This is a genomic window from Chitinophaga sp. Cy-1792 (assembly GCF_011752935.1).
Classification (GTDB): domain Bacteria; phylum Bacteroidota; class Bacteroidia; order Chitinophagales; family Chitinophagaceae; genus Chitinophaga.
The window spans coordinates 1,453,256-1,477,868 of sequence record NZ_VWWO01000002.1 but is presented as its reverse complement, the minus strand read 5'-3'; the positions used below and the strand labels follow the sequence as shown (position 1 = coordinate 1,477,868).

General features: G+C 42.0%; 24 protein-coding genes and 1 tRNA gene. 11 read left to right on the top strand and 14 right to left on the bottom strand.

The genetic code is table 11. From position 1 onward, the window contains the following. Positions 1 to 230 precede the first annotated feature (230 nt). Both F3J22_RS20245 and F3J22_RS20240 read right to left on the bottom strand, forming a co-directional pair. Entirely contained in the window at positions 231 to 653 is a 423-nt protein-coding gene (locus F3J22_RS20245) for a MarR family winged helix-turn-helix transcriptional regulator (RefSeq protein ID WP_167019753.1), read from the bottom strand. Between the two features lie 13 nt (positions 654 to 666). Continuing rightward, positions 667 to 1,422 carry an SDR family NAD(P)-dependent oxidoreductase gene (locus F3J22_RS20240; RefSeq protein WP_205195461.1) on the bottom strand — a complete coding sequence of 252 codons (756 nt, stop codon included), beginning with the start codon at positions 1,420 to 1,422 and terminating at the stop codon, positions 667 to 669. Positions 1,423 to 1,639: 217 nt separating this feature from the next. Here F3J22_RS20240 and F3J22_RS20235 point away from each other — a divergent pair. The 5 genes from F3J22_RS20235 to F3J22_RS20215 all read left to right on the top strand — a co-directional run bounded on the left by F3J22_RS20235 (position 1,640) and on the right by F3J22_RS20215 (position 6,181). Continuing rightward, a tRNA-Lys gene (locus tag F3J22_RS20235) sits at positions 1,640 to 1,712 on the top strand. A gap of 338 nt (positions 1,713 to 2,050) precedes the next feature. Next, a complete protein-coding gene (locus F3J22_RS20230) occupies positions 2,051 to 2,509 on the top strand; it encodes a hypothetical protein (RefSeq protein ID WP_167019752.1) in 459 nt (152 codons plus the stop codon). 441 nt (positions 2,510 to 2,950) lie between these two features. Next, entirely contained in the window at positions 2,951 to 3,382 is a 432-nt protein-coding gene (locus F3J22_RS20225; protein ID WP_167019751.1) for an SMI1/KNR4 family protein, read from the top strand. Positions 3,383 to 3,953: 571 nt separating this feature from the next. Beyond that, positions 3,954 to 4,394, top strand: a complete 441-nt coding sequence (locus tag F3J22_RS20220; RefSeq protein WP_167019750.1) for a hypothetical protein — start codon at positions 3,954 to 3,956, stop codon at positions 4,392 to 4,394. Between the two features lie 452 nt (positions 4,395 to 4,846). Beyond that, a complete protein-coding gene (locus F3J22_RS20215; protein ID WP_167019749.1) occupies positions 4,847 to 6,181 on the top strand; it encodes a DNA/RNA non-specific endonuclease in 1,335 nt (444 codons plus the stop codon). Positions 6,182 to 6,504: 323 nt separating this feature from the next. Here the strand turns inward: F3J22_RS20215 and F3J22_RS20210 are convergent, their stop codons facing one another. Continuing rightward, a complete protein-coding gene (locus tag F3J22_RS20210; protein WP_167019748.1) occupies positions 6,505 to 7,524 on the bottom strand; it encodes a hypothetical protein in 1,020 nt (339 codons plus the stop codon). 482 nt (positions 7,525 to 8,006) lie between these two features. Here F3J22_RS20210 and F3J22_RS20205 point away from each other — a divergent pair, with 482 nt between their 5' ends. Then, a complete protein-coding gene (locus F3J22_RS20205) occupies positions 8,007 to 8,945 on the top strand; it encodes a proline dehydrogenase family protein (RefSeq protein WP_167019747.1) in 939 nt (312 codons plus the stop codon). A gap of 205 nt (positions 8,946 to 9,150) precedes the next feature. Then, positions 9,151 to 9,984 carry a hypothetical protein gene (locus tag F3J22_RS20200; RefSeq protein WP_167019746.1) on the top strand — a complete coding sequence of 278 codons (834 nt, stop codon included), beginning with the start codon at positions 9,151 to 9,153 and terminating at the stop codon, positions 9,982 to 9,984. A gap of 253 nt (positions 9,985 to 10,237) precedes the next feature. Here the strand turns inward: F3J22_RS20200 and F3J22_RS20195 are convergent, their stop codons facing one another. Continuing rightward, a complete protein-coding gene (locus tag F3J22_RS20195; RefSeq protein WP_167019745.1) occupies positions 10,238 to 11,101 on the bottom strand; it encodes an SDR family NAD(P)-dependent oxidoreductase in 864 nt (287 codons plus the stop codon). 4 nt (positions 11,102 to 11,105) lie between these two features. Continuing rightward, the gene (locus F3J22_RS20190) at positions 11,106 to 11,615 is read right to left on the bottom strand and encodes a VOC family protein (protein WP_205195454.1); all 510 of its coding nucleotides are present in this window, start codon (positions 11,613 to 11,615) and stop codon (positions 11,106 to 11,108) included. 180 nt (positions 11,616 to 11,795) lie between these two features. Here F3J22_RS20190 and F3J22_RS20185 point away from each other — a divergent pair, with 180 nt between their 5' ends. Next, on the top strand, positions 11,796 to 12,140 hold the full coding sequence (locus F3J22_RS20185) for a helix-turn-helix domain-containing protein (protein ID WP_167019744.1): 345 nt from the start codon (positions 11,796 to 11,798) through the stop codon (positions 12,138 to 12,140). Between the two features lie 125 nt (positions 12,141 to 12,265). After that, complete coding sequence (locus F3J22_RS20180) at positions 12,266 to 13,186, top strand: phosphotransferase family protein (protein ID WP_167019743.1); 921 nt, start codon at positions 12,266 to 12,268, stop codon at positions 13,184 to 13,186. A gap of 130 nt (positions 13,187 to 13,316) precedes the next feature. On the opposite strand, the gene F3J22_RS20175 is transcribed toward F3J22_RS20180, so the two are convergent. Continuing rightward, on the bottom strand, positions 13,317 to 14,354 hold the full coding sequence (locus F3J22_RS20175) for an ABC transporter substrate-binding protein (protein WP_167019742.1): 1,038 nt from the start codon (positions 14,352 to 14,354) through the stop codon (positions 13,317 to 13,319). A gap of 101 nt (positions 14,355 to 14,455) precedes the next feature. Further along, on the bottom strand, positions 14,456 to 15,286 hold the full coding sequence (locus tag F3J22_RS20170) for a helix-turn-helix transcriptional regulator (protein ID WP_167019741.1): 831 nt from the start codon (positions 15,284 to 15,286) through the stop codon (positions 14,456 to 14,458). An 87-nt stretch (positions 15,287 to 15,373) separates the two neighbouring features. On the opposite strand from F3J22_RS20170, the gene F3J22_RS20165 reads away from it, so the two are divergent. Both F3J22_RS20165 and F3J22_RS20160 read left to right on the top strand, forming a co-directional pair. After that, complete coding sequence (locus tag F3J22_RS20165) at positions 15,374 to 15,940, top strand: Crp/Fnr family transcriptional regulator (protein WP_167019740.1); 567 nt, start codon at positions 15,374 to 15,376, stop codon at positions 15,938 to 15,940. Positions 15,941 to 16,016: 76 nt separating this feature from the next. Then, a complete protein-coding gene (locus F3J22_RS20160; RefSeq protein ID WP_167019739.1) occupies positions 16,017 to 16,766 on the top strand; it encodes an SDR family NAD(P)-dependent oxidoreductase in 750 nt (249 codons plus the stop codon). Between the two features lie 70 nt (positions 16,767 to 16,836). Here the strand turns inward: F3J22_RS20160 and F3J22_RS20155 are convergent, their stop codons facing one another. The 7 genes from F3J22_RS20155 to F3J22_RS20125 form a co-directional block, all read right to left on the bottom strand. Then, a complete protein-coding gene (locus F3J22_RS20155) occupies positions 16,837 to 18,264 on the bottom strand; it encodes a Gfo/Idh/MocA family protein (protein WP_167019738.1) in 1,428 nt (475 codons plus the stop codon). Positions 18,265 to 18,459: 195 nt separating this feature from the next. Beyond that, positions 18,460 to 18,819 carry a TfoX/Sxy family protein gene (locus F3J22_RS20150; protein ID WP_167019737.1) on the bottom strand — a complete coding sequence of 120 codons (360 nt, stop codon included), beginning with the start codon at positions 18,817 to 18,819 and terminating at the stop codon, positions 18,460 to 18,462. Positions 18,820 to 18,947: 128 nt separating this feature from the next. Further along, positions 18,948 to 19,454 carry a cupin domain-containing protein gene (locus F3J22_RS20145; protein ID WP_167019736.1) on the bottom strand — a complete coding sequence of 169 codons (507 nt, stop codon included), beginning with the start codon at positions 19,452 to 19,454 and terminating at the stop codon, positions 18,948 to 18,950. 78 nt (positions 19,455 to 19,532) lie between these two features. Then, positions 19,533 to 20,102 (bottom strand): Crp/Fnr family transcriptional regulator, encoded by a 570-nt coding sequence (locus F3J22_RS20140; RefSeq protein ID WP_205195447.1) that lies wholly within the window; start codon positions 20,100 to 20,102, stop codon positions 19,533 to 19,535. Positions 20,103 to 20,142: 40 nt separating this feature from the next. Continuing rightward, positions 20,143 to 22,155 (bottom strand): serine hydrolase, encoded by a 2,013-nt coding sequence (locus F3J22_RS20135; protein ID WP_167019735.1) that lies wholly within the window; start codon positions 22,153 to 22,155, stop codon positions 20,143 to 20,145. A gap of 149 nt (positions 22,156 to 22,304) precedes the next feature. Further along, on the bottom strand, positions 22,305 to 23,282 hold the full coding sequence (locus F3J22_RS20130) for an NmrA/HSCARG family protein (RefSeq protein ID WP_167019734.1): 978 nt from the start codon (positions 23,280 to 23,282) through the stop codon (positions 22,305 to 22,307). Between the two features lie 258 nt (positions 23,283 to 23,540). After that, positions 23,541 to 24,557: a hypothetical protein gene (locus tag F3J22_RS20125; protein WP_167019733.1), complete on the bottom strand. Its 1,017-nt coding sequence runs from the start codon at positions 24,555 to 24,557 to the stop codon at positions 23,541 to 23,543. Positions 24,558 to 24,613 lie beyond the last annotated feature (56 nt).

The following is a 24,613-nucleotide window of genomic DNA, read 5'->3' as shown; positions in this document are numbered from 1 at the left end:
CTATGAATAGCGGCGCTTACAGGCAATCCCTGACGACATAAGCATATTCGTTTATCCGAAACCGATAGTATTTTACCAACAACAGGAGCACTATTGCTCACCGTTTAAATATAGAAATAAAAAGCGTAGATATTACACCTATTTGATGAAAGGCAGGAATTGCGGGGTATCAGATAATAGCCAGGGCAGAAACATGTTTGTTTCTGCCCTGGCTATAAATAAGAATTGAATTAACTGATTTTTTGAAGGAGCCTGATTAGCTCGGTCGTTTCTGCGTCTGTCAGGGCGCTATACACCTGATCGATTTCTTCGAGTCTGCTGTTCATAACGGCGAGCAGCTGTGTGCCCTCAGGGGTGAGTGTGACAGCTATCAGGCGTTTATCCGTTTTACTGGTTTTCTTTTTTACCAGGCCTTTAGCCAGGAGTCTGTCTACCAGCCTGGATACGCCAGCATTTTTTTCCACCATTTTCTCCAGGATGGCGGAGGTAGATAAAGCCTCCGGCGATTCAGCCAGGATAGACAGTACGTTATACTGTTGGGATGTCATTCCAAACTCCTTAAAATAGTCCTGGGACTTAGTATAGACAGCGTTGAAAGTCTGGACCAATACGATGCCCAGTGTTCTTCTTAAGGTAGTTTTACTTTTTTTCATTTAGCCGTAATAGTTATTGAATCAAATAGCCGCCATCAACGGGCAGGTAGGCGCCTGTACAGAAGCTGGCATCATCAGAAGCCAGGAACAGGAAGGCTTTCGCGATTTCTTCCGGTTTACCCAGGCGTTTCATAGCGTGTTTAGATTCCATATACGCTCTGTAATCGTTGCCGCCGGCGCTGTTATCCAGCAGTAACGGTGTTTCTATATATCCTGGTCCGATGGCATTCACGCGGATATTGTTAGTTGCATTTTCCAGTGCAGCTACTTTGGTGAGGCCTACCAGGCCGTGTTTTGAAGAAACATAGGCACTGATACCCTGTTCTGCTACCTGGCTCATAATGGAGCCCATATTTACGATGGCGCCACCCGTTGCCTGATTACGCATTTGTGCAATCTGGTATTTGAGGCCATAGAAAATGCCGCTGAGATTAATATTAATGACACGTTGCCATTCCTCTATTGATTTTTCGTGTATAGGGGAAGCATCAACAATGCCGGCATTGTTGAGCGCTATATCGAGGCTGCCAAAAGCTTTCACTGTTTCATTTACTGCCTGTTCCATTTCTTCCGGCTTCGATACGTCACATTTAAAAAACCTGACTTCTCCCCCTTCCTTTCTTACTTCTTCCAGCGCTGCGGCATTCTCTTTGATATCGACGATCATTACTTTGGCGCCTTCACGGGCGATCAGTATGGCGACAGCTTTGCCTATTCCTGAGTTTCCACCTGTGATAAAGGCCACCTTATTTTCGAATCTTCTCATCATGACACAATTTTTAAAGGTTCAACGATTACCAAATTTAATGATTAGTCATCAATGTCGTATCATTAATTTAAAATTTCTATCTATTTTAACAGCTTATTAAAAACAGCTGATGATTACGGTGCAGGAAAATTTTAAAAAAAACTTTTATAAAAACTTGATTATTAAATAGTTTCCCCTATCTTTGCGTCCCAACAATGAAACACAAACATCATTAAATGATTCCGTAGCTCAGTTGGTAGAGCAATACACTTTTAATGTATGGGCCCTGGGTTCGAGTCCCAGCGGGATCACAAAAAACCTGCGCTAGTCGCAGGTTTTTTGCTTTTACGCTATTACTTCCTCTATAATGTTTACGTTTAGGCACAAAGTTTACTTTTCTTTAACTCATCCCCACGTTAACAATACGAATATGCAAAGCAATTTCTAAACGCCGTATTTTAGCCGCTGGTTTGGAAATGAAGTATTAAATTTTATTTTTACTGCTAATCGTTTTAGGGCTATATTCTGCCAGAAAATCCGATAGAATAGTACAACTAGTGGATCATTTTAGGTTTTTAGCAGGTTCGAAATTTCCTAAAGCTGTAAACAGGTTAAGAAGTTTAATGAAGTTATTAAATTGTGAGTACAAATGGGGAGTTTTAGTATTAATCAGACTGGCCCTAAAGATATTCGGCCGCCACTATCTTTCAAGGTGAGAGAATATTTTGAGAGTTTTATTGAAGAAAATATACTAACCCCTAAAAAAATTATTATACATGATACTTGGAATATTTGTCTTACGCTGACATTTTTTAAACAAGGGAGATTTGGTCCTGCAGGAGTTCATGTATATTCGCCTACAATTGTCAAAGGAGATAAATTAAAAGCTTATCCGATTCAGATTCCTATTCAAGAAATTGCAGATTCGAATCAACCGATGGTGAAAATTGTGGAACTTTTTTATGAAGGGTTAACACTTTTTTTTACAGGAAACTATAAGCAGGTTGATGCTCAATTTATGCAAAGTCTTTGGAATAAAATAGATATGGAATATCTATTATCATTGCCTTATCCTGCAAAAATAAAAGAGCAAAGATATTTATACTAAATATGTGGGAACGTTGCTTCGGATTGGCATTTAAGTGGGCCACCAGTTATTTTATTTTAGTTTCAAAGAAAATTGATAGAGAATGGAATAAATCATATGATTTGGAAAATTTAGTAACCATTGTCCTGAGGCAATAACGAAGGCTCCAATACGAAAGGAAACTGTGATGAATTAAAAAGAAAGATATCAGATCGGCCTGTTTGATACTATCCATAAAACGTCAGACCTTGTGATACTATCACCATTTTTCCTTAAATTCAGAGAAAGGTTAAACCATGGGAAAACCTATTAATCGTACTGTCTCCTTTTTTTGATTTTTGACCTTCCACTTAATGCTGCATTCAACCGGCTTGCACTTCAACAAGTGCTAACAAAATTCCGTTTATAAGATTGGAACATAGTAGTATACAACATTTTGAAATAACTTACAGCGCATTATGAATGGATATAAGAAATATTAATATGAATATCGGTTTTAACAGTTATTTAGTTCATTTTTCGCCAAATCAGCCGCTTGAAAATGCATTGTTTCAAAAAATATTGAAAGCAATTCCTGTTGATCTTCCCTTGGAATATGTGGAATTTATGCGTGAATATAATGGAGGAGAAGGGAGGATTGGTCAGGATGGAAAATACGTACGTTTTTGGCCACTAGAGGAATTAATAGAGGCTAATGAAGATTATTTAGTTCGCGATTTTGCACCTGGGTTATTTTTTATAGGTTCAGATGGAGGCGACACTGCATTGGGAATCAGATTAAGTGCGAAGTCGTTTATTGAAGTCCCTTTTATAGGAATGGCTGATGATGAAGCAATTGACCGTGCTACTGGTTTTGAAAATTTTTTGTCTTATTTGGAATCTGTCCATTATTAATGACTTGAGACCACTTAGAGCCTTTACCTCCAGCATTAACTGGAAATTTCATATTGAATACTATTGTTAAATTAATAAACTGGTGAGAACTTTCGCCAGCTTTTTTCTGATCTCAAAGCGATGGGAAATGCTCGGGTAGTACGATTGAGCCATTGTGGCTAACGCTGGATTTATGTTGTGAGTCCCAGCGGGATCACAACATAACAATCAAAGGATATTAAAGCCGCTTGAATCGTAGGATTTAAGCGGCTTTTTTGCTTTTGCCAATAAAAGGTAAATCATACAAAACGAATCTGAAAGGATACAATAAATAATTTTAGATTTACTGTATCCTTTTTCCTGGTAGACCTTTGTTGGGATTGAGCTTGAAGCATTCGTTCTTACTGTGATGCTTTCAGGATAAGAAAAAATAGATTATCATGGTAAATCAATTAATCGGGCAATTGAATATGCAAAGCCAACTGGTAAGGAAGCGCTAATTTTGCGCTATAATGGTGCAGACCAGTATACGAAAGATTTGATTGAAAAGAGAGGAAGAAAAGTTGTTGTTGGACTTGGAAAAAATTAAAATATGGGAAATTTTATTTCAATATCAGGACATTTAGTTTGTTATTCTGATGAGCAGTTGCCAGTGTTTCGCGCTGCACTTGAAGAGTCGGTGAATGTAGCATATGATTATGGCTTATCAAGGGATCAGGCTGACCTTTACATGAAAGGGTGGCGTATTCTGGACAATTTTATGAATTATAGAGACTATGCAGCTTATAGTGGACATATTCGGAGTTTTGCAATAGATTACCTCCAGTACCAAATTTTGTTTTGCCTAAAACAGGTACTTAAGGCTAATTTAGAAAACACCTATATTACTGGAATGTTTTATGTAGTAAATGATGACGAAGAAGAGAGATTGATTTGGGAAATTCATAACAACAAATTTAATAGTTATAAAATACAAGAGCTTGACGGCCGATCCCAATTTGAATTTTTAGAAAGCATAGAAATTGAAGCCTAGCAATACAGCGCTATGATTTCAAATATAGTGCTGATATCTTTGTTTGCAATATTGGTGAAATCAGGCTGCTACTACTGCACAGAAATATCTTAGAACGATAAAAAGGTAAAACCGAAAATGCTGAAAGATCTCGAAGCCGTTTAAAAAAAGGCAAATCATTCGGGCACCTGTTTATTATGTAATATATTAGATGAGCCACTGTGGCTTACCTTGGGCTTATTTTTGAGATCACAGCGGGATCACAGCAAAAAGGCGACTTAAAGTCGCCTTTTTGCTGTGATCCCGCTGCTGAAATAGCTGTTTTCTTCTATCTCCCCAGTGTAATAGTCCTAAATAGGCACTAACATTATTGTAGTTATTTGCATGCAATATGATTTCTAGATTAAGAATTTATTACTGCGATAAAAACTACACTTATTACTGATAGTTTAGGTGCTTTCAAAAACAAAACTATGAGCACTAAATTTGTACTACTGGCAACACTTGTAATCATTTCCCTGGCATCATGTCAGAAAGATACAGTTATACAGCCGCAATCTAACCAGGTCACAACTAATATTGCAAGAACAGAAAGCATTACTACCTTAAGTGAATCATTCGAAACCGGTAGCAAATCAGCTTATGCAGCGGCAAATGTGAGCCTTACATCTGGCAGTTGGTATTTTGATGATGCTTTAATTGGAAACACATCATCTGATCCCAGGAATGGGGTTGCTTCTGTAAGAATTAGAAATACCGGACAAATTTCCATGAATTTCAATGCCGCTGGCGGCGCTCAAACCATTAAAGTCTCACATGCTGTTTATGGTAGTGATGGAAGTAGTACCTGGCAGCTATGGGTAAGTACCGATGGAGGATCAACGTATACCCAGACAGGAGGCACCATCACCACAAGTTCATCTTCATTGCAAATTGCCACCTTTACAGTAAATATTGCAGGCAGTTACAGATTGTCTATACGGAAAATATCGGGTGGCTCGAATCGTATTAACATCGATGATGTAATCGTAACTACTGGAGATACGGACACTACAAGTGCTGACGATAGTAATCTGTTACTGGGCAACCCTTCCAATGCACAGCCCAGCATCGTTTTAACGCAGAACTACCTGAAGGATCAGAAATATTATATCGAATCATACAATAGTGTACGAGGTGAGCCTAATTGGGTAAGCTGGCATATTGCTTCAGCTGATCTTGGAAGCGCTGCCAGGCAGGATAATTTCAGGGCAGATGCAACATTACCTTCAGGCTGGTATCAAGTTGGCGCCAACTCCTATTCTGGTAGTGGCTTTGATAGGGGGCACAATTGTCCTTCAGCAGACAGAACTTCTACAGTTGATGCCAATAGCGCCACTTTCCTTATGAGTAATATGATACCTCAGGCGCCCCAAAACAACCAACAGACGTGGGCGAACATGGAAAATTACGTTCGCTCTCTGGTTACTGCCGGTAATGAGGCATATGTGATCATGGGAAGCTATGGTACCGGAGGAACAGGTTCAAATGGAAGCGCAAATACAATCAACAATGGAAATGTTACCGTGCCAAGTAATGTTTGGAAGGTGGTAGTGGTACTGCCAAATGGAAATGGCGACCTCGCCAGAATTTCCAGCTCTACCCGGGTAATTGCAGTAAATACGCCGAATATAAATACCTTGAATACTGACTGGAAAACTTACAGAACCTCAGTGGATGCAATAGAGGCGGCAACAGGATATGACCTCCTGTCAGCAGTTCCGGCAAACATTCAAGCTGTGATAGAGGCTAAAGTTGATAATCTCTGATTAATGAATTCCTCAAATGGGAAAACCGCTCTTATGAGCGGTTTTTTTATATCTCCATTTTAGTTATTAAATCATATATATAGGAGCAACCACAATTACTTACGGCAGAACTTCGCAAAGCGTTTAAATCATTGCGTTGATCTAAAGAGTGAACTTTTTATTACTACTGATAGCTATAGTTCAAGAACATAATACAACACATCTTCGGTAACACCATCAGGTCAGTTGACTGATTCGCGATGACTGTATTGAAAGCCGGAGCGTTCGTTGGCAGCTTTCGGTATTACCAATTTACGCCTGCATGGCCCCCTTTCCTTTACCTATCACACATCTATCACATCGCTGGAATTATATATGAAACTATTTGCCTCCAATCCTCCTTTTAGCCGCACGCCACCAATAAAAGCATCCTTACCTGTAAATCCAGCCCGGAATGTTGCGATTTCTTCCTTCGGGAAACGTCCACCGATATACAGCGATGGTATATGATAGAGCCCTTTTAAAGATTTATCTGTTGGTGCTTCAGCATCTGTGGAGACGACCTGTAATGTTTCATGCTGGCCCAATGGATGAAAGGTAGCTATTCTCATACTGCTCAGGCGTAATTTCTTCAATTGTTGTAAACCAGCCACAAAGTCAATTGACTTGAGTTTGGCGCACATGGATATATTCAGCAGCTTCAAGGCCCGGAGTTGCTGTAAACTAACAGCCGCTTCTTCCCCAAAACCATTCATGGCATTCAAATTCAGAACGCTCAACTCCGCTATGTCTGATATTACTTTATAATCCGGTAACTGTGTGGCGCCCATATTTAGATTCTTTATATACGGTATGTTAGTCAAAAATGCAGCATCCTTTAACTTCCCAACGCATACACCCAATGAATCCAGGCCATTTGACCAGACAATTTTATTTACGTCTTTTTGTATGCCGTTTAGACTAAGTCGTTTCAAGCAGGAGAGATTCGCTATTGGTAACAGAGAAGCCGTACATTTTAATGGCGCCACTAAATCCAATGATTCCAGCAATGGCATCTGCTCCAAAAAATCGATATCTTTCCAATTACCGATCCCGCCGATTGACAGATACCGGACGTGGGAAAAGATACGCCAGTCTATCCTGGAAATATCTGCATGACTATAAAAAGTTAACTTCAAATGAGGGTAGTTGTGCATTGCTTCCGCCACAGCCATCAACGATGATTCGGGTAAATTATCATTAATCTGCAGTACTTTTTTATAGGTCATTAACTCCGCATTATCCAAATCGGAAATGTGAGCGGCTTTCAAAACAGGGACAGTCGGATCAAGATCCCTTCCTAACGCAAGAATATAATTACCCATACATTTTTTTTCTTCTGGTTTAATCGGTTAAATGCGGAACGGTGACCATTGGGACTTTCAATATTCCAGTGGACGCACGGAAAGTTTGAAAGCACACGTATGACATACTTTTCTTTATTACACTATAATTTAGGTAGTAATGATTGGGTAATATGCCAGTCTCTATAGGATTTTACAAATAAGCCGAACCGGAGTAGCGAATGTAGGGATAATGTGCTAAATTTTGATGTTACCATTGTTGTTCCTCTTTAATTTCAGGCGGGTCGCCATATTGAGCCGGTGAACTGTTATCCACGCTTAATCTTTCACGGTTCCTGGATAATGGGGGAATACCATCGGATAATTTTATTTTACCAGGATTTGAAGAAGTATATGAAAATTTATACGCTTCGTTTATTAAATTGCTATGGACATTAGTGAAAAGGACACTCCGGTTTCTCAAATAATACCATTAAATCTCATTAATAAAATACAAAAAATCTATGGACCACTTATTAAGTATAGGCTCGGCAGCGCTGAAAAAAGCTGCGTTAGATGAACGTGCCAAGGAATTTCTGTTAGGGAATGACGTCTTATTTAATGTATTGAAAAAAGCAGCTGACCGATATATTGGTGGTGAAAACATGGAAGAAACTATTGCCAAGGTGGTTCAACAGAACCAACAAGGATTTAAATGTTCCATTGAATTTATGGGCGAAAGCACCAGGAATGAACAGGAGGCTATCCAGGCCACCGATGAATTTATTAAGATTGCGCAGGAGATCCGCCAACAAAATCTTCATTCCACGGTTTCTCTTGACCTCTCCCATATCGGACTGGCTGTTTCGGAAGAGCTGTGTTTTGACAACCTGATGGCAATATGTTCACAGACCGCCCAACATACAACAGAGGTCATCATTAGCGCGGAAGGGACAGACCGGACGGATGCCATTATAAAGACCTATAAACGGGCCGTGAAGGAATACCCCAACGTGGGCATAACACTGCAGGCCTATCTTTACAGGTCAAAAGAAGATTTCACTGAACTGTTGAAAGAGCCCGGCCGCATCAGGATCGTAAAAGGTGCATTTGAAACCGCGCCCCATCTATCTATGCCCAGAGGAGAACAATTAGATGAAGTATACCTTGACTATGTTGCTCAATTATTCACTGCCGGCCACCTCTGTTCAATTGCTACCCACCATGATAAAATACAACAAAGAGCAAAAGAGCTGATTCATCAATACAATCCGGACAAAAGCCGCTATGAATTCGAGAGCCTGTATGGTATACAGACACCCCAACTGGAAAAATTAAAAGCAGAAGGATATCCTACCAAATTATATTTCGTATATGGAAAAGAGTGGTATCTCTATTTATGTAATCGGCTGGCAGAATACCCGTTAAATATCTTCCAGGCATTGAACGATGTCGTGAGTTAAAATAATGAATACTGTACCGCATTTCCATTTTGCTTGACAGGTTGATTTACCCGCCTTGTCCTTCCTTTTAGTAACTACGCTGCTGCCGGGTCATGGCCAGCAGGCCATTTCAAGCTATCAAAAAAAACATACCATTCTTTTGATTAATACTTATTCAATAAGTACCTATATTAGCGCCCACAAAAAAAATAAAGACTTATAACCTATGAAAATGCCAGGAATGCAGTATAGCATCTTATCATGTGTTGTCGCTATGCTCTGTTTGAGTAGTTGCAGTAAAAAAGACAAAGGCGATACACCTGACGATAAGCAAAAATATGTAAGTACCATTGCCTATCAGTATGGCTCCAATAATGCCACAACAGAAGAATATTTATTCTCCTATGATTCTCTTAAACATGTAATGTCGGGAACAATGTTTAAGGATGGTTTTGATCTTCAATATCAAAATGATGCTATTTATACAAATGGAAAGTTAACCGGTATTAACGGATCAAGCCACGGTGCACAGCTATACACCAAAGCAATTGAGTATAACGCAGCAAACAGAATTTCCGCAATAAAGTGGATGGATGTCTCCAATCAAATTTTTCAGGTAGACTCATTATTTTACGATGATAAAACCCAGCCACAAAGAATATACACGTACAAGCGCAATGCCGGTGGCAAAATGTATTTGTTCGAGAAACAAACAGGAACATATGATAGCAACGGAAATGTTGTCAACTTCAAATCAGATAGCCTGGACAGTAATACGGGCGCTTATGTAACTTATTATAAGGAAGATTACGTGTACGATGATTATCCTACCTATTACACAAACGGTATATTACCATTTATGAATAATGTAAGATTACCCATGTATTCAAAAAACAATCCCAGAGTATCTGTAGAATATTGGGGGGTTAATTTGATTGGCACCGCCACTGCTGGCATTAGTTATACCTATGATGAAGATCGCTACCCTACCAGGCAGTTTGGAAATGTAGCCTATATAGGCGTTGCGCATAATACCGTCATCAGCTATACAAAGTTTTAGTTTCAGTTGGAGATGAGATAGCCAAATATCCAGCTCCGACGGGATCACAACAGGAATATCAAAGGAAACTAAAGCCGTCTCTACTGAGTAGGGACGGCTTTTCCGTTTTTACCAACAAAAGGTAAATCACACAAAACGAATCTGAATGGATACATAAAAAAATGTATCCTTTTTCTAGCAAAGTATTACCAATAAAGCGTTTAGTGGCTTAAAAAACCTATGCCCGGGAAGAAAGAAAAGGGCGCTGGCAGACTTAGTACCGGACACCGGTTAAATGTTCGCAATAATCCCATACGATCTGCTCATTTGTAATCGAATCGTATTTCTTGTTCACGACAGCCATCTTCTTATCCACGAAGTAATGCCCGGTAATCCCCTGAACCTCCGGGGCACTGGCCAGGTAGATCAGTGTTTCAGCACCTTGCTCGGCCGTTTTAAAGAATCTGCGGGCCAGCTTCATCATCCCTTTAAGAACGAAACCCAGGTCGCTTTGCCGGGAGAAATTGGTCGCCACCGCTCCCGGGTGCAGTGTATTAACCGTTATATGCTGATACTTATCCTCCACCAGCTTCCTGGATAACCATTGCGAAGCAAGGATCAGGTATAGTTTAGCGTTGCCATAAGCAGTTAACGGCGCATAATTTCTATGGCTCTGCAAATCATTGAAATCCGGCCTGGCATCCTGGCGGTGAGCAGAAGAAGATACATTCACTATCCGGGCCGAAGAGCTTTCTTTCAGCAAATCAAGTAGCAGATTGGTTAGCAGCCAGGGGCCCATCAAATTAATAGCAAAAGTACATTCCAGACCTTCGGCAGTCTCCTCGCGCTCCCTCCCCATCATGGCCCCGGCATTGTTGATGAGCACATCCAGGTGGTCGTACCGGGACCTGAAGTCTGTGGCCATTTTCACCGTATCACTCATCAGAGACAAATCTCCAATCAATATATCAACGTTCCGATGACCGCATTCAGCCAGGACCTGGCGCCGTACCTGATCAACCCGTCCGTGATCCCTTCCATGAAGGATGACTGTCGCACCTTGCCTGGCCAACGCAATAGCCGTATATTTTCCGATACCGGAACTGGCTCCGGTGATCAGGACTGTTTTACCTAACATCATATTACTTTTTAGGAGATAATTGAATAAGTTCGATCAGGTTGCCTTCAGGGTCTTTCACATAGGCGAACCTGGAACCAGGTTGTACTGCAGGACCAGGGGCCGAGACCTGAGATGCACCCACTGCTATCAGTCTGCTAAAAGCAGTATCTACATCCCCCACCGTCAGTGCCCAATGTCCATACCCCAAAGTAGCGGAGGCATCCAGCGGATCAGAGAAGTCCTTGGGCCGGCTTGCGCCCTGGCGTTCAATCAATTCAATTCCAAGGCCATTTTTCGCACGCAACAGGACCGTTCTCACTTTTGCAGCAGGAAGATCGAAATGCTGTTCTACAGTCATATCAAATGCTTTTTCATACCAGGCCTTTTCAGCATCTAAATCACGAACAGCCAGACCCACATGATTTGCCGTAGCTACAACAGCAATCCCATCACCGGATTGCCGGGCCCACACCTGCGAGCAATATAACAGTGCTATTCCAATCATGCCATTTTTAAAAATTGTTGTTGTCATAAATCTGATTTTTTGATAGATCAAATTTATGGTACATTTGATATACATTATATACCGGTATACTAAAGTATATCACCATATATGAGCGTATAATGAAATGGCGCTGTTCAAACAGCAACAATTCATTGGTATAAAAAATGACTATATCCGAATTACTAATTCATTAATAAACACTATTGCATGTCTATTAAAAAGGAAATGCCCATAGCTGAAAAAATAAAGTACATCCAGGATACCCTGTATGTCATCAGTGGAAAATGGAAGCTACCTATCCTGATGTCAATGTATAATGGCTGCAAAAAGTTCCGGGACCTGGAACGCAGTGTAGAAGGGATCACCACCAGGATGTTATCCAAAGAATTAAAGGAGCTGGAAGCCAACAAACTTATTACCCGAAACGTATACGACACTTACCCCATAACAGTAGAGTATACAGTTACCCCCTATAGCTACAGCCTCAAACCCATGGTTGATGAAATGATCCAATGGGGAATTCAACATCGAAAAAAGGTCGTAGGTAAATGAGCATGATGTACAACAATACATTGGCAAATAGCTTTGGGTGAGTTAAAATAATTTAATCAGAAACATAAATTGGCATAGACTTCGTGGGATAACGGAAACACCTATATTCATCAATTGAAAAAATAATGAGCTTACAATTATCAGAAGTGCAGGCCTTTTTGAATAAAAAATTGAAAAATGTTGGTCTGGTTAAACATATTGCGGATGGTTGGTGGTCAAATGCATTCTATTTCAGCTCCCAGGATAAGGAGTATATAATCCGTTTCAGTAAGCATCAAAGGGATTTTAGAAAGGATGAATTTGCTTTTACTCACTTTAACCAGCCACCCCGTATTTCAATACCTGCTATTTTAGAAATAGGGAATTACAACGACACAATTTTTTATTGTATTTCGCAATTTATTGAAGGAATCACCTCTGACAGTGCAATGGAAATGGCTGGTCCGGAGGACAAACTGCTCTTGTCAAAACTTACTATCCGGCAATTGATTAATATCCATCAGGTAGATATAGGCACATCAACGGGATGGGGATATATAAATGAAAATGGTATCGGGATCTTCAATAGCTGGCAGGAATTTCTGTTGTCATTTCATAATAGCAAAATGAATGTTACCTGGCAAACTTTAGCAGAAAAATCATGGCTGAACGCTCCCCTCTTTGAACATCTAATTAAAAAAATGAGCGCCTTTTTTCCATATCTGCCGGATCAGAAATATTTGCTTCATGGTGATTTCGGATTTGACAACCTTTTAATAGGCAAAGACCATTGCGTTACAGCTGTACTGGATTGGGCGGAAATGTTATATGGAGATCCTCTTTACGATCTGATACACCTAAACGAGCCCTGGTCGTATGATTCGAATCCGGATTACTTCGGGATCTGGAAAGAACTGAACGGATCGCATGAAATGGAAATCAATTTAAAAGAGCGGTTGGAATGTTATCGGATTCATTATACATTATTTCATCTACATATTCATACTGTACGTGGTGAGGAAAAAGAGTACCGATGGATTGAAGACTGGGCAAAAAACAATCTTTAAAAAAACTGAATGTATTTATTAATATGCTTTAATTATAAGAAAAAAAGATATTTCTTGCAATCCATCGCATAAACAACAATGGCGGTCCATCAACTGAACCGCCATTATTTCCCCGGGACTTTCCATGTCTTTACAACGTATTGTAATATACCCTCATCAGGCTCGGATCTTTCAATGGCGACTCCCCTTCTACTTTTCCAAATATTTCCGTGAACAGGGAACGTAATTCATGGATGTGATTGCGGTTTCTCATCCATTTAATAAAGTCAAGGGGATCTGTATTTTTATAGTGCTGAATTGGCTGTAAGCCACCCAGCTCCGTAACATCGGTACGGGTAGACCAGGAGCCCCTTCCGGATTGGAATTCATAACTTGCCAGATATGCCAGAAACAGTCGGGCAGCGGCTTTGTTCTCTGTCAGTTTAAACATGGCCGCTCTTTGTGGCCAGGTGATAAAGAAATCATCTTCCGGGATAAATGATTGTGAAGGCTGATCAGGGTAGGTCGGGTAACCGACGATATTCCCTAAAAATCCTTTTTGTCCTACCAAAGCTGCCGGCGCAGCTGTTCCACGCACAAAAACCGGATTTTGCTTTTTCAGTTCCTGCAGAAATTTTACACCGTATTTCTGAATAATGTGATCAAAGACATACAGCACCGCATCATCGTCATGCGGAGGGGTTAATACCAGTTTATCTTTAAAAATCGGCGTCAGAAAATCCTGATAGGTTTTAGGTACAAAACCCACTCCTTCTTTTGCATATTGCGGTAAAAAAGCGAAGATAAAGGCGCCCATAAAGTATCCGTCAGGATCTGAATATCCCTCCCTGATATGCTGAAAACCGGCCGGCTTAAACGCTTCCAGGACTTCCATCTTCTTCCAGTTCTCAAAATCATTCATCGTCTGGAGCATCACTACATCTGCCTCCAGGTAACCATCATTGAGTTGCTCGTAAACTTTTAAATCATGGTATTTAGATAAATCGACGATAATCTCAATATCAATTCCCGGAAAACGGTTTTTAAATTGGTGGTATAACTGGTCTTGCTGATTGGGGGCATCGCCACCTGCCCAGATCAAAAACTGTTTTTTGGTTGTTTGCTGTTCTTCTCTGGCTAAAGCATACAGTGCTTCCAGCTCGGCAGTCTCGTTTTGATACTTTTGCATTCTTAGGGTATTAAAAGGTTAGAAAAGAATGATTTTCCAACACAAATTTCCTGCATTGTGTCATCCTGCCGGTAATAACATTCGGAAGAACTGTTATGTTTTTAGGAAATCAGCTCTTCCATCTTTTTTCTGAATGCCGTGGGGGTTTGTCCTGTCCTTCTTTTGAAAGTATGGGTAAAATAGGTCTTTTCCTTAAAGCCCAGCTCATAGCCGATCTCTGCGACCGTCATTTCCGAGGTCATGAGGAGATTTTTGGCTTCCGTCAGCTTCCGCGTCTCTATAATTTCCGAAAGGCTCTGTTGCAGAACCGCCTGGCAGATCAGGTTGAGATTACGTACACTCATAAATAGCTTTTCTGCATAAAAACTCACATCATGGGCCTCCTTATAATGGGTTTCCAGCAACTGGAGGAAATTCCGGAAGGTAGCACACTGGATTCTTTTGGATTCGCCGGTATTCAGTTGCTGCTTATTCCGCTCAGACTCAATAATGGCAAAAAGCGCCATTAATAGCTGCCTCAGCACAGAAAAATCATATCCCGGCTGGCTATATTCCTCATACATTAATCTGCATAAAACATCCATCCGCTCAAAACAGTTATCCGTTTTCATGGTGAAGTTTGCATTATTATGGAACGAAGAATACAACTGGAAGGTAGTACCGGCAATAAACTCGCTCTGAAACCTGATAACCCATATTTCACAACGGCCATTTTTAAGTTTGGGTTTGGCCCGGTGCGTCTTACCCTTTGTAATAAAGCATACGAAGGGAGCATCTATCAGAGCGGTTTCAAAGTCTATAAAATGCTCAAGTTGCCCCTGAGTGCCTATTAGCAGCTCCTCATAACGATGTATATGCGGCTCATTAATCTGGCCCGCGATTTTTTGTGCCTCCGTAATATCTACTTTATAAATCTTGATAAGCTCATTCATACAGATCCTGGTTTGCGCTGTCAAAGTTGGTAAATTATCTAAAAATGGTCTTTATCTTGCTAAAAAATAATAGCACTAATATTTCCCATGCAGCATATCAGCGATTTTATTTCCAGCTACACCGATATCCCTGCAGACGAACTGGAGCAGATAATCTCCTGTTTTTCTTACCAGGTAATAGAAAAAGATACTATCCTCCTGCGGAAGGGGCAGGTTGCCGATACTATTTCCTTTATTGCCGCCGGCTGTTTTCGTGTATATGCAATAACAGAGAAAGAACAGGATATTACCACCTGGATTGTATTTGAAAACACGGTAATAACCGAACCCACCAGTTTCCTTACCCGGCAGCCTTCCAGGTATTATATTCAGTCGCTGGAAAGAAGTGAAGTATACAGCATTACCCACGAACATCTCCAGCAATTATACAGCGATATACCTGGGTTCCAGGAATTCGGTCGTAAATTGATGGAGAAGCTACTGGTCAGCAGCATGTGCAGGGCAACTTTCCTTTTACTGGACACGCCACAGGAGCGATATGACCGGCTAATGAAACAGGAGGAATACATGCAGCGCATCTCTCTGAAGCACCTGGCATCGTATATTGGCGTAACCCCTACTTCTTTAAGCAGACTACGTGCACGTATACACTAAATGAATACCTTTTCTTGCCCAAAGACAATTTTACCTGTTGGGATTTGGGAGAGATTTGAGGCATAAAAACATGGATATGTCCTCATCTGAAATTATACTTATTACCGGCGCCAATCGCGGACTCGGCCTGGAAACGGCCAGGCAACTACTTAAAAAAGGGTTTACTGTTATCCTCTCCTGCCGTGACAGCCATAAAGGAAATGAAGCCCTCCAACAACTACAACAGGAAGGACTAAGCCCCGCATTTATCCCCCTCGATATCAGTGATCCGAAACAGGTACAGGCAGCATATGCATGGATTAACAACCAGTACGGCCAACTGGATGTGCTGATTAATAATGCAGCTGTCACCAATGTTGTCAATACCCATAGATCAGAACGAGAGTCAAATACTCTTCTCAGCGGAGATGTAGCTGAATTCAAAGCTATTTATGATATTAATGTATGGGGAACCCTGGAGCTTACAAAAGCCATGCTGCCATTGTTGATGAAAAGCCTTCAGGGCCGTATCATTAATCTCAGCAGTGAACTTGGCAGCATTCAACTGCAGGCAGCAACTTCATCGCCTGTTTATCACGTAAAAAAGTTTGGGTATAACAGTTCAAAAACACTTGTCAATTTAATAACCATCTACCTGCAGGAAGCACTCCGCGAAACGAATATCTCCGTATATGCCGTTAGTCCCGGCTGGGTAAAAACAGAGATGGGCACTGCCGCTGCTATGCTGGAAATCCCGGAAGGAGCAGCTATCATTGTAAAAGCAGTTACTGATAAAGTAGGAGCAGGCAGCTTTTTTACACATCATCTGCAAATGATTCCATGGTGATTTATTATAAATTTTGTTGGATAGACATTCCTACAATATATAATAAAAAAGGGGGCCTGGCCCCCTTTCCTTAAACTTTATAGTATTGCTCCCAGCCCTTCCTTGGTGGAGGACCAACCAGCAGTTCATTGGCATGCTTGCTATTGGTAATGATTTTCTTCTCACGATCGAACTGTATTTTCTCACCTGTCCACTGCGCCAGTACACCCAGACAAAATACCTGGCTGAGTGGCCCTGCAATAGCAAACGGAGATCTTGTCTGCTCCTCTCCTTTACAAGCCAGCAGGAAGTTCTTAAAGTGGTTGGAAGGACTCTGCGGCACTTCCGGCAGTTTACCCGCCATTTCTTTTGCTTTCTCTTCCGGAATGATAGACAGCGTGCTGCCATGGGAGCCGCCTTTAAACGTCAGTTCCTTGCTGTAAATGATCTTACCCGGATTCAGCTTGGATGGCGCGATAGGTCCGTTACTTGGAGGTGGAATATTAGGGTCCAGTCCCTGTACGCCGTAACCTGCAGGAATTGGCGGCAGGTTGTCTACGCCGTCGTACCAGGTGATATCCAGGGCAGGCATATTTCCTCTTTTAGGGAATTTAAATGCCAGCGTAGACGACATCGGATAGAAGAAATTATTATGGCCGGTAAGTTTCACCGGATCAACTTCGTATGGTAAGCCAAGATCCAGGAACTGGTGGGCCGTATCAATGATATGTGCGCCCCAGTCGCCCAGTGCGCCCATGCCGAAATCGAACCAGCAGCGCCATTGCCCGTTTACAAAATCCTTGTTATAGGAATGTCCCTGTGTGGTCATCTGCCAGATATTCCAGTCGAGGGTAGCAGGCGCCTGTTCTGCAGGCGGGAAGGCGGTAATATTTGGATCCCAGCCATGCCAGCGCCGCGGTGAGTTCATATGGGCGGTGATAGCCGTTACATCTTTAATAATGCCAGCATCTTTCCAGGCTTTAAACTGGAAATAATTGGCTTCAGAATGTCCCTGGTTACCCATTTGGGTCACCACTTTAGGATTTTTGCGGGCAGCCTTCATCATCAGCTCTACCTCATTGAAGGTACGTGCCATCGGCTTCTCCACATATACGTGCTTACCAAGACCAATAGCCATCATAGTAATCGGGAAATGGGAGAAATCAGGTACACCAATAGATACTGCATCTATTTTGCTACCCATTTTATCGAATAGCTGGCGGAAGTCCTGGAACCGAGGTACGTCCGGGAACATTTTCATTACTTCCAGGGTATGCGGTGCACCCATATCTACATCGCAGAGGGCCACCACGTTTGCCAACCCTGTTTTATAAAGGGCCTGGGCGATCTCTCCACCCCTGTTACCTATACCGATGAAGGCGATATTTACTTTTTCATTGGGCCCGATTTTGCGGGTATATGGCTTCGCTGCGGCCATCAGCAGGCCGGGAGTAGCAGTGGCCAGGGTGGCCAGCGCCGCATGCTTCAGAAAGCTCCTTCTTGAGTTATTGTGATTCATCGCGTGGATTTTGATTGCTTCCTCCAAAATATAAAATTGGCTTTGCAATCGAAAGCATTAACTCAAAAAAGCTAAAAAACTTTACATGAATGGTAAAATTGACTCAGTGGGAAGGAAATACCGCAATATGCCAATATCATAGAGGTAATACAGAGAGATATTGGTCTTTGAGATCTAGTCAGGATAAGCACAGGGTTACTTTTTCTTTGTACTCTTCGTTTTGGAAGATTTAGCCTGGCTATTAAAATCCAGACAACACTGCAGCCAGAATTCAAAATCATCCTTTCTTTTAAACCCGATCGGGTCCACATAGCAATAGCCTTTATACTCCTTACCGTTCATGATCATGGGCTCATAACCAAGTCTGAGCGACAGCTCTTCTGTCATGGCAGGATCAAACCGGCACATCAGCTGGTCTCTCGAAACATTAACACACATCTTGCCATTGATCATAAAGGCCAGTCCTCCGAACATCATCTTCTCCTCCAGCTTCAGCCCGGGGATCTTACTTAAATATTCCCTGACACGATCTGCCAGCTTGCTATCGTAAGCCATAGTTATCGCTTTATTATCTAAAAATAACTAATAAACAGATAACTATTATTGACCGGGATTAGTTGTGTGGCATAAAAAACCGCGACACAACCTATCAGACTGCATCGCGGCTCTTTCCTTACCTGTACTCATTTTCCGGGCAAAACATTATTGACATCTACCGGAAAACTATCGTACTTATTATAGAGCTTCAGAAATTTATTCGGGTCTACAGGTTGCTCGCTGAGAATATCCACCATTCCCCGGAAGAAACCTTCTCTTTTCTCTGCCGGATTGAAGATAAGTGTGAGCACCACTTCCTCATTTGTATCGTTGGCAAAGCCATGTGGGGTAAAACGTGGCACATAGGCCACTGATCCCGGTTCGAGGTGATGTATTTCCCCGCCTGCATAAACCGTCAGTATTCCTTTCTGTGCAATAAAGGTTTCATCCATAAAACGATGGTAATGGAGCCGGGCTCCAACGGTATGCGGTGGCAGTTTGATCTCATATATGCCCAGCTGGTTGTTGGACATCTCACTGGTCACTTTAAAGGTAAAGGAAGCACCGGCGAGCTCCAGGCGTTCGCCCTCGCCAGGATGGAAGACGGTAGCCTGATTGATGAGTTGATCTTCCAGGTAATCTGTCTTTTTCATAAGCTGTATGTTTTATGAAAACAAAATTCGGACAGGAAGATCTCAAAAACATTTACATATGTTGATACTTCAAAAAAATTACAGCTCAGCACGTATCCGGCTCAGTTGCGTAGGCGTAATACCCAGATAGGAAGCGATTTCATGTTGCTTCAGGCGATGTTCCAGTGCGGGAAACTGCTCCAGGAAAGCGACATAGCGGCTTTTCGCCGTATCATAACGCAGGGATATTTCCTGTGGTTCTTTTTCCAGCACCCAATGAAGCTCGAGATAGCGGATATATAACGCGGCCATATCCTTGTAGAGCGTCGTCAGCTTTTTAAATTCATCGAAATTATACTCCAGCACCGTAGTTTTTTCCAGTGCACGGATCGTAAACTGGCTGGGACCATGCACCAGCAATGCACTTACAGAAGCTGCCAGGTACGTCTCCGGGAAAAAGCGCTTGATAACGATATCACCATTGGGGGCGGTATAATACTGCGAAAACAGCCCTTGTTCCACAAATGCTACCACACGGGGCACCTGCCCTTCCGCTACCAGGGTTTCATGACGTTTATAGGTACGCCTTGTAATGATTTTCCCCCATGCCTGCCGGCTTTCTTCCGACAGCGGATGGTATTTGGCGACTTTTTCCCAGAAGATGTCCATGTTTATTTAAAAAGTTTTTCTGTCAGATCTACATTCATTATCAGGGTGTAGTCTTTTTTCCTTCTACCAGAAATCTATGCATATTTTCAAGTAATACATCAGATGTATTTGAGTTTGTAAAAATAACATATCCCATTTTCAAATCTTTATACACTTCAAACCGGCATTTAAAATCCCCGTTATTGCCACCATGACCAAAGGTTTTGCCAAAAGGTGTTTCTCTTATCTGAAGACTCATACCCATATAAGCAGGGCCATCCAGATAGTGCGCTTCGCTGGCAGGATAATCCGAATGTCGGGATAGTATGCTGTCGTAAGTGGCCGGTGTCAGCCCTTTCTGTTCCAGCAGGTACAACATGAATTTTGTAAAAATACCAGCTTCGGTATACATGGAATATGCCATGCCCGGCTTTTCCGGCAGGTCATTCGGGGTAGGTATTTTATCTATATGACCATAAGCCGCCACATTTTGTAAGGAATCATTTTTTGAGAAAAATGTATGGTACAAACCTATCGGGCCAAGTACTTCTTCCTGTAATACCTGCTCTACTTTTTTCCCGGTGATTTTTTCCACCACCAGCTTCAGGTACTCAAAGCCTTCACCGGAGTAGTTATAGGCGGTACCGGGTGTAAACTTCAGGTCCAGTTTGCCATCTTTATTCATCCATCGCCAGTTTGGAAAACCGGTGCGATGTGTGAGTACATGTCTGGCGGTCATCAGCTTATACCGGTCGTCATATTCAATATCTTTATTAGGCAGGTATTCATATAACGGCCGGTCCAGATCAATCACGCCACGTTCTGCCAATCTTTCCACTGCAAAGGCAAATACCGGCTTTGTAACAGAAGCCGCTTCAAACAGGGTATTGTCGTTTACCTTTTCTCCTGTCATGGTATTGGTGACACCATATACTTTATGGTATACCATTTTTCCATCTTTTATTAGGGCAAGAGAAACACCTGGTATCCCATAGTATTGCTGGTAGGTTTCAATAAAATGGTCTATCCTGCCGGCAGTGGCAGCGGAAAAGTCTTGCAGTACGCCTTTCTCCGGGATCAGGTCCGGTACTACGGCAGCGGATATACGAAAATCAGGCGCCACGACTTTTTGTCCCGGCTTTCCTGTAACGTTGACCGATACCGGTTGCTCAACGGCATATATTTTATCCGCTGACTGATAATAAGGATCTGGCAGGGCGAGCTGATACTTTCCGGCAGGCGCCATCACGGTGTAATTACCCAGACTATCCACTGCTGCTGTTATCCATAGGCCGGGATGATCAACAGCAATAAGGCGCAGCAGGCCTGGCAACTTCACGTCCTGCGGGCTGCTCCAGGTTATTTTTCCCGTAATGGCAGACAAATCTTTACCGGCAGGGAGGAACACGATATCACCCAGGCTATTCGGATTTCTGTACTTAGCCTCGCCCTTTCCCCATGCAGACCAGGAGAAGCTGCCGTCGCTATCTTTATCATATACATGAAAATCAAACCCTATAGATTTACCTACTGCCAATTCATTGCCTAATTTCATCCGCCATTCGTAAATACGGGTATTTCCATGACGCACCATCGCTACTTCCATCATATCCCAGCTGGCTTTGCTGGCAAAGGCATCATAAAAAGCATTGTTAACCGTACGAAGCGTGTTACTGTACATGAATGAAGCCACACCTGATCCACTGATCAGGTGGCGTGCATCCAGACTCACTTCCAGGCCGTCCTGGGTATCCCAGCGCACTGTTTTGGAAGTATCTTCCACATAGTCATCGTCTGTAATGGTAAATGCAACATAGAGTGATTGATTGGCGAGATTATAACCCACCTGAAAATAGCCGGAAAAATCAGCATCGTTTTTAGGTTTCGTATCCGAAGGCGTGATGCCTATTTTATAGGTACGGATATTTTTCGGCCAGTCGGAAAGATCCCCGTCTACCTTGATATTCCCAACGGGATAAGCATAGGCAACGCTGCCATTATGGGCAGAGAGGTTTTCACAAAAAAGCAGGCATAATACAAATATGCCGATTGATTTAATAGCAGCTGCTGACATATATGGCAGTTTGTGGTCAGGGGTAAGTTATTCGGTTATAAAGACACCCGGACCATTGAAAGGTTGCATCTGCGTTACAACTCCAGACAGTCTTATAATAGGAGAAGCCATCCCTATAGCAGGAGGCGGCTTCCGGTAAATGCAATACTTTAATAGGAAAGTTTTTCTCCCTGCCAGGCGGTATGGATCAGAAACTGTTCCCAGTTCAGTATGGCAGGATTTATTTTCCTGCTCCAGGAAAGGTCACGGTCTGCCTGATAATAGCCGTATTCCACTGCATATTCCACCATGCCGGTCAGTTCCTGCACCAGTGTTTCATTGGCAGCAAAGCCCGGGAAGCAGGCCAGCAGCTCTTTGCGGGAATACGCTGATGTATATACGGCCTTTTTTCCTGTCACCTTTACAAAGGTATCTACCATTTCCTGCGGCGTAATCATATCACCAATAACCGGCAGTGATTGTCCGGCGTAATGGTCCGGATTGGAGAGAATTTCCAATACAGCCGGGCCGGTAGCTGTGAGCGGATCTACAAATGGTGCGCGGAAGTGCTGTGGCAGATAGACAGGAAATACAAGGGTATCTCCTTTTACCACCGGCGTATAAAATTCCATCAGGTTGGTATAGAAAAAGGCCATCATGATAAACGAACTTTTGATGGGCAGCGTACGGATATAGGCCTCTACCTTTCCTTTATCCGTAAAATGCGGTGCGAACTTTTTACCATTGGTCAGTTTATCTACATTTTCAAGACTGCTGAAAATGACATGTGGTACGCCTGCTTCTACTACAGCATCTGCCAGTTCTTTTCCCAGCTGGAATTCATGTGTGGCAGGAGGCGCAATATCGGGCGTCATCAGGAATACGGAATCAGCACCTTTGAACGCCTCCACAAATGCCGGTTTATGTCCCAGATTGAGTGGTATGTTTACCAGTTCTGCGCCCATGCGGGCTAACTGCCGGGCTGCTGCTGAATCGGTGCGGCGTGTGATGCCGCGTACCCGGTACTTACCTGATGCCAGCAATGTGCGCGCAGTACTAAGTCCCTGTTTGCCTAAAACACCCACAATGGTAACGAGTGGTTTATCCTGTGCCGTAGCGGTATCGTCCTGGTTGGAATATGTTGTCATATGAGTTGAATTTTATGTACTATAATTTTTATAGTTACAAAACTATTTATAGTAAAATTCAAAATCAATAACTATCAGAATAGATAGGTGTATGATTCGGGTTCCATGATTTAAGTAAAAACTACATTCGCGCATCGATTACACCAAACAAACCTACAACGGCTACCATCAGAATGAGAAAAGCTCTCTGCCACTTATTGGCGGAGAGCTTTTTTTATAAATTATACAAAGCATGTAGCGTAGAAAATCAGAACAGGTCTATTTATTTTGATCGTCTTGCGGGGAAGGTAAAGTTATAGTGGGCAGCGCTGCTCCTATTGCTTTTGAAACCTGGTAATGCGACCAGTTTTCAATTTCCTGCTCACCATAAATAATCATTCTTACTTCGATGTCTTTGGTATCCATATCTCCGACATACATACGGTGGTGCTCAGGAACATTTTCATAAGCAATGCGGAGCTGTTCTTTATTTTCAGCGGTTGGATGGTTCAAATAAGCATCATATGCAGCAATACATATTTTAACCGTAGATGGTTCTTTTTTTAATTCCCTGATAATATCTTTAATCTCCAATATTTTATCGTGTGCATCTATGTGGTACTGACACCTTGTGGCCGTAAATTCACCCAGGCCATATATATGTACTTTTGCATTTTGCGGGAGTGCTGTAACAATTACACCTTGGGCAACCAGTGCCTCAAAGTCTTCCAAACTCATATTTACAGGCACTTCCATACGATCCAGTTTAATAGTAAGATCAGGAAATACGATCACTTTGATGAGATGGTATACATGCTCTTTACAATAAAACATGTTCAGACTTTCACCGGTAAGTCTTGGCGGGAAAAAATCATGTGGAGTCCTGGGTACTTCCTTGTAATTAGTACCCTTTCCGGTTTCTCCTACACTAATACCCTTCACGATCTTTTCACTATATTTAAAAATATTCTCCAGCTTAGGGTTTAATAATTCTATCAGCGACCATACATATTCAATATAGCTATCCTCATTATACAACCAGGTACCATTACTGATATCCCAGACACCCAGGCCATGAATGTCTATCGCTTTATTTTCAGGAATGCCTACGGCTACCCAGTCATTTTTTACATGATTTTTAAAATGTTCAAAATCCTCAAATTGCCAGCATTCTACTCTCCCATCTGCATAAACATCAATATCTACAAAATAATAGCTGCCGTTATGAACGAAACCGGGGATAGAAAAGCCTTCTACTACTACTTCTCTGAAAATATTTACTGTTGGTATTATCATTATATTCCTGCTTTAAATTTTAGGTGCCTGCCACAGACTTCAAATAGTTGCATCTG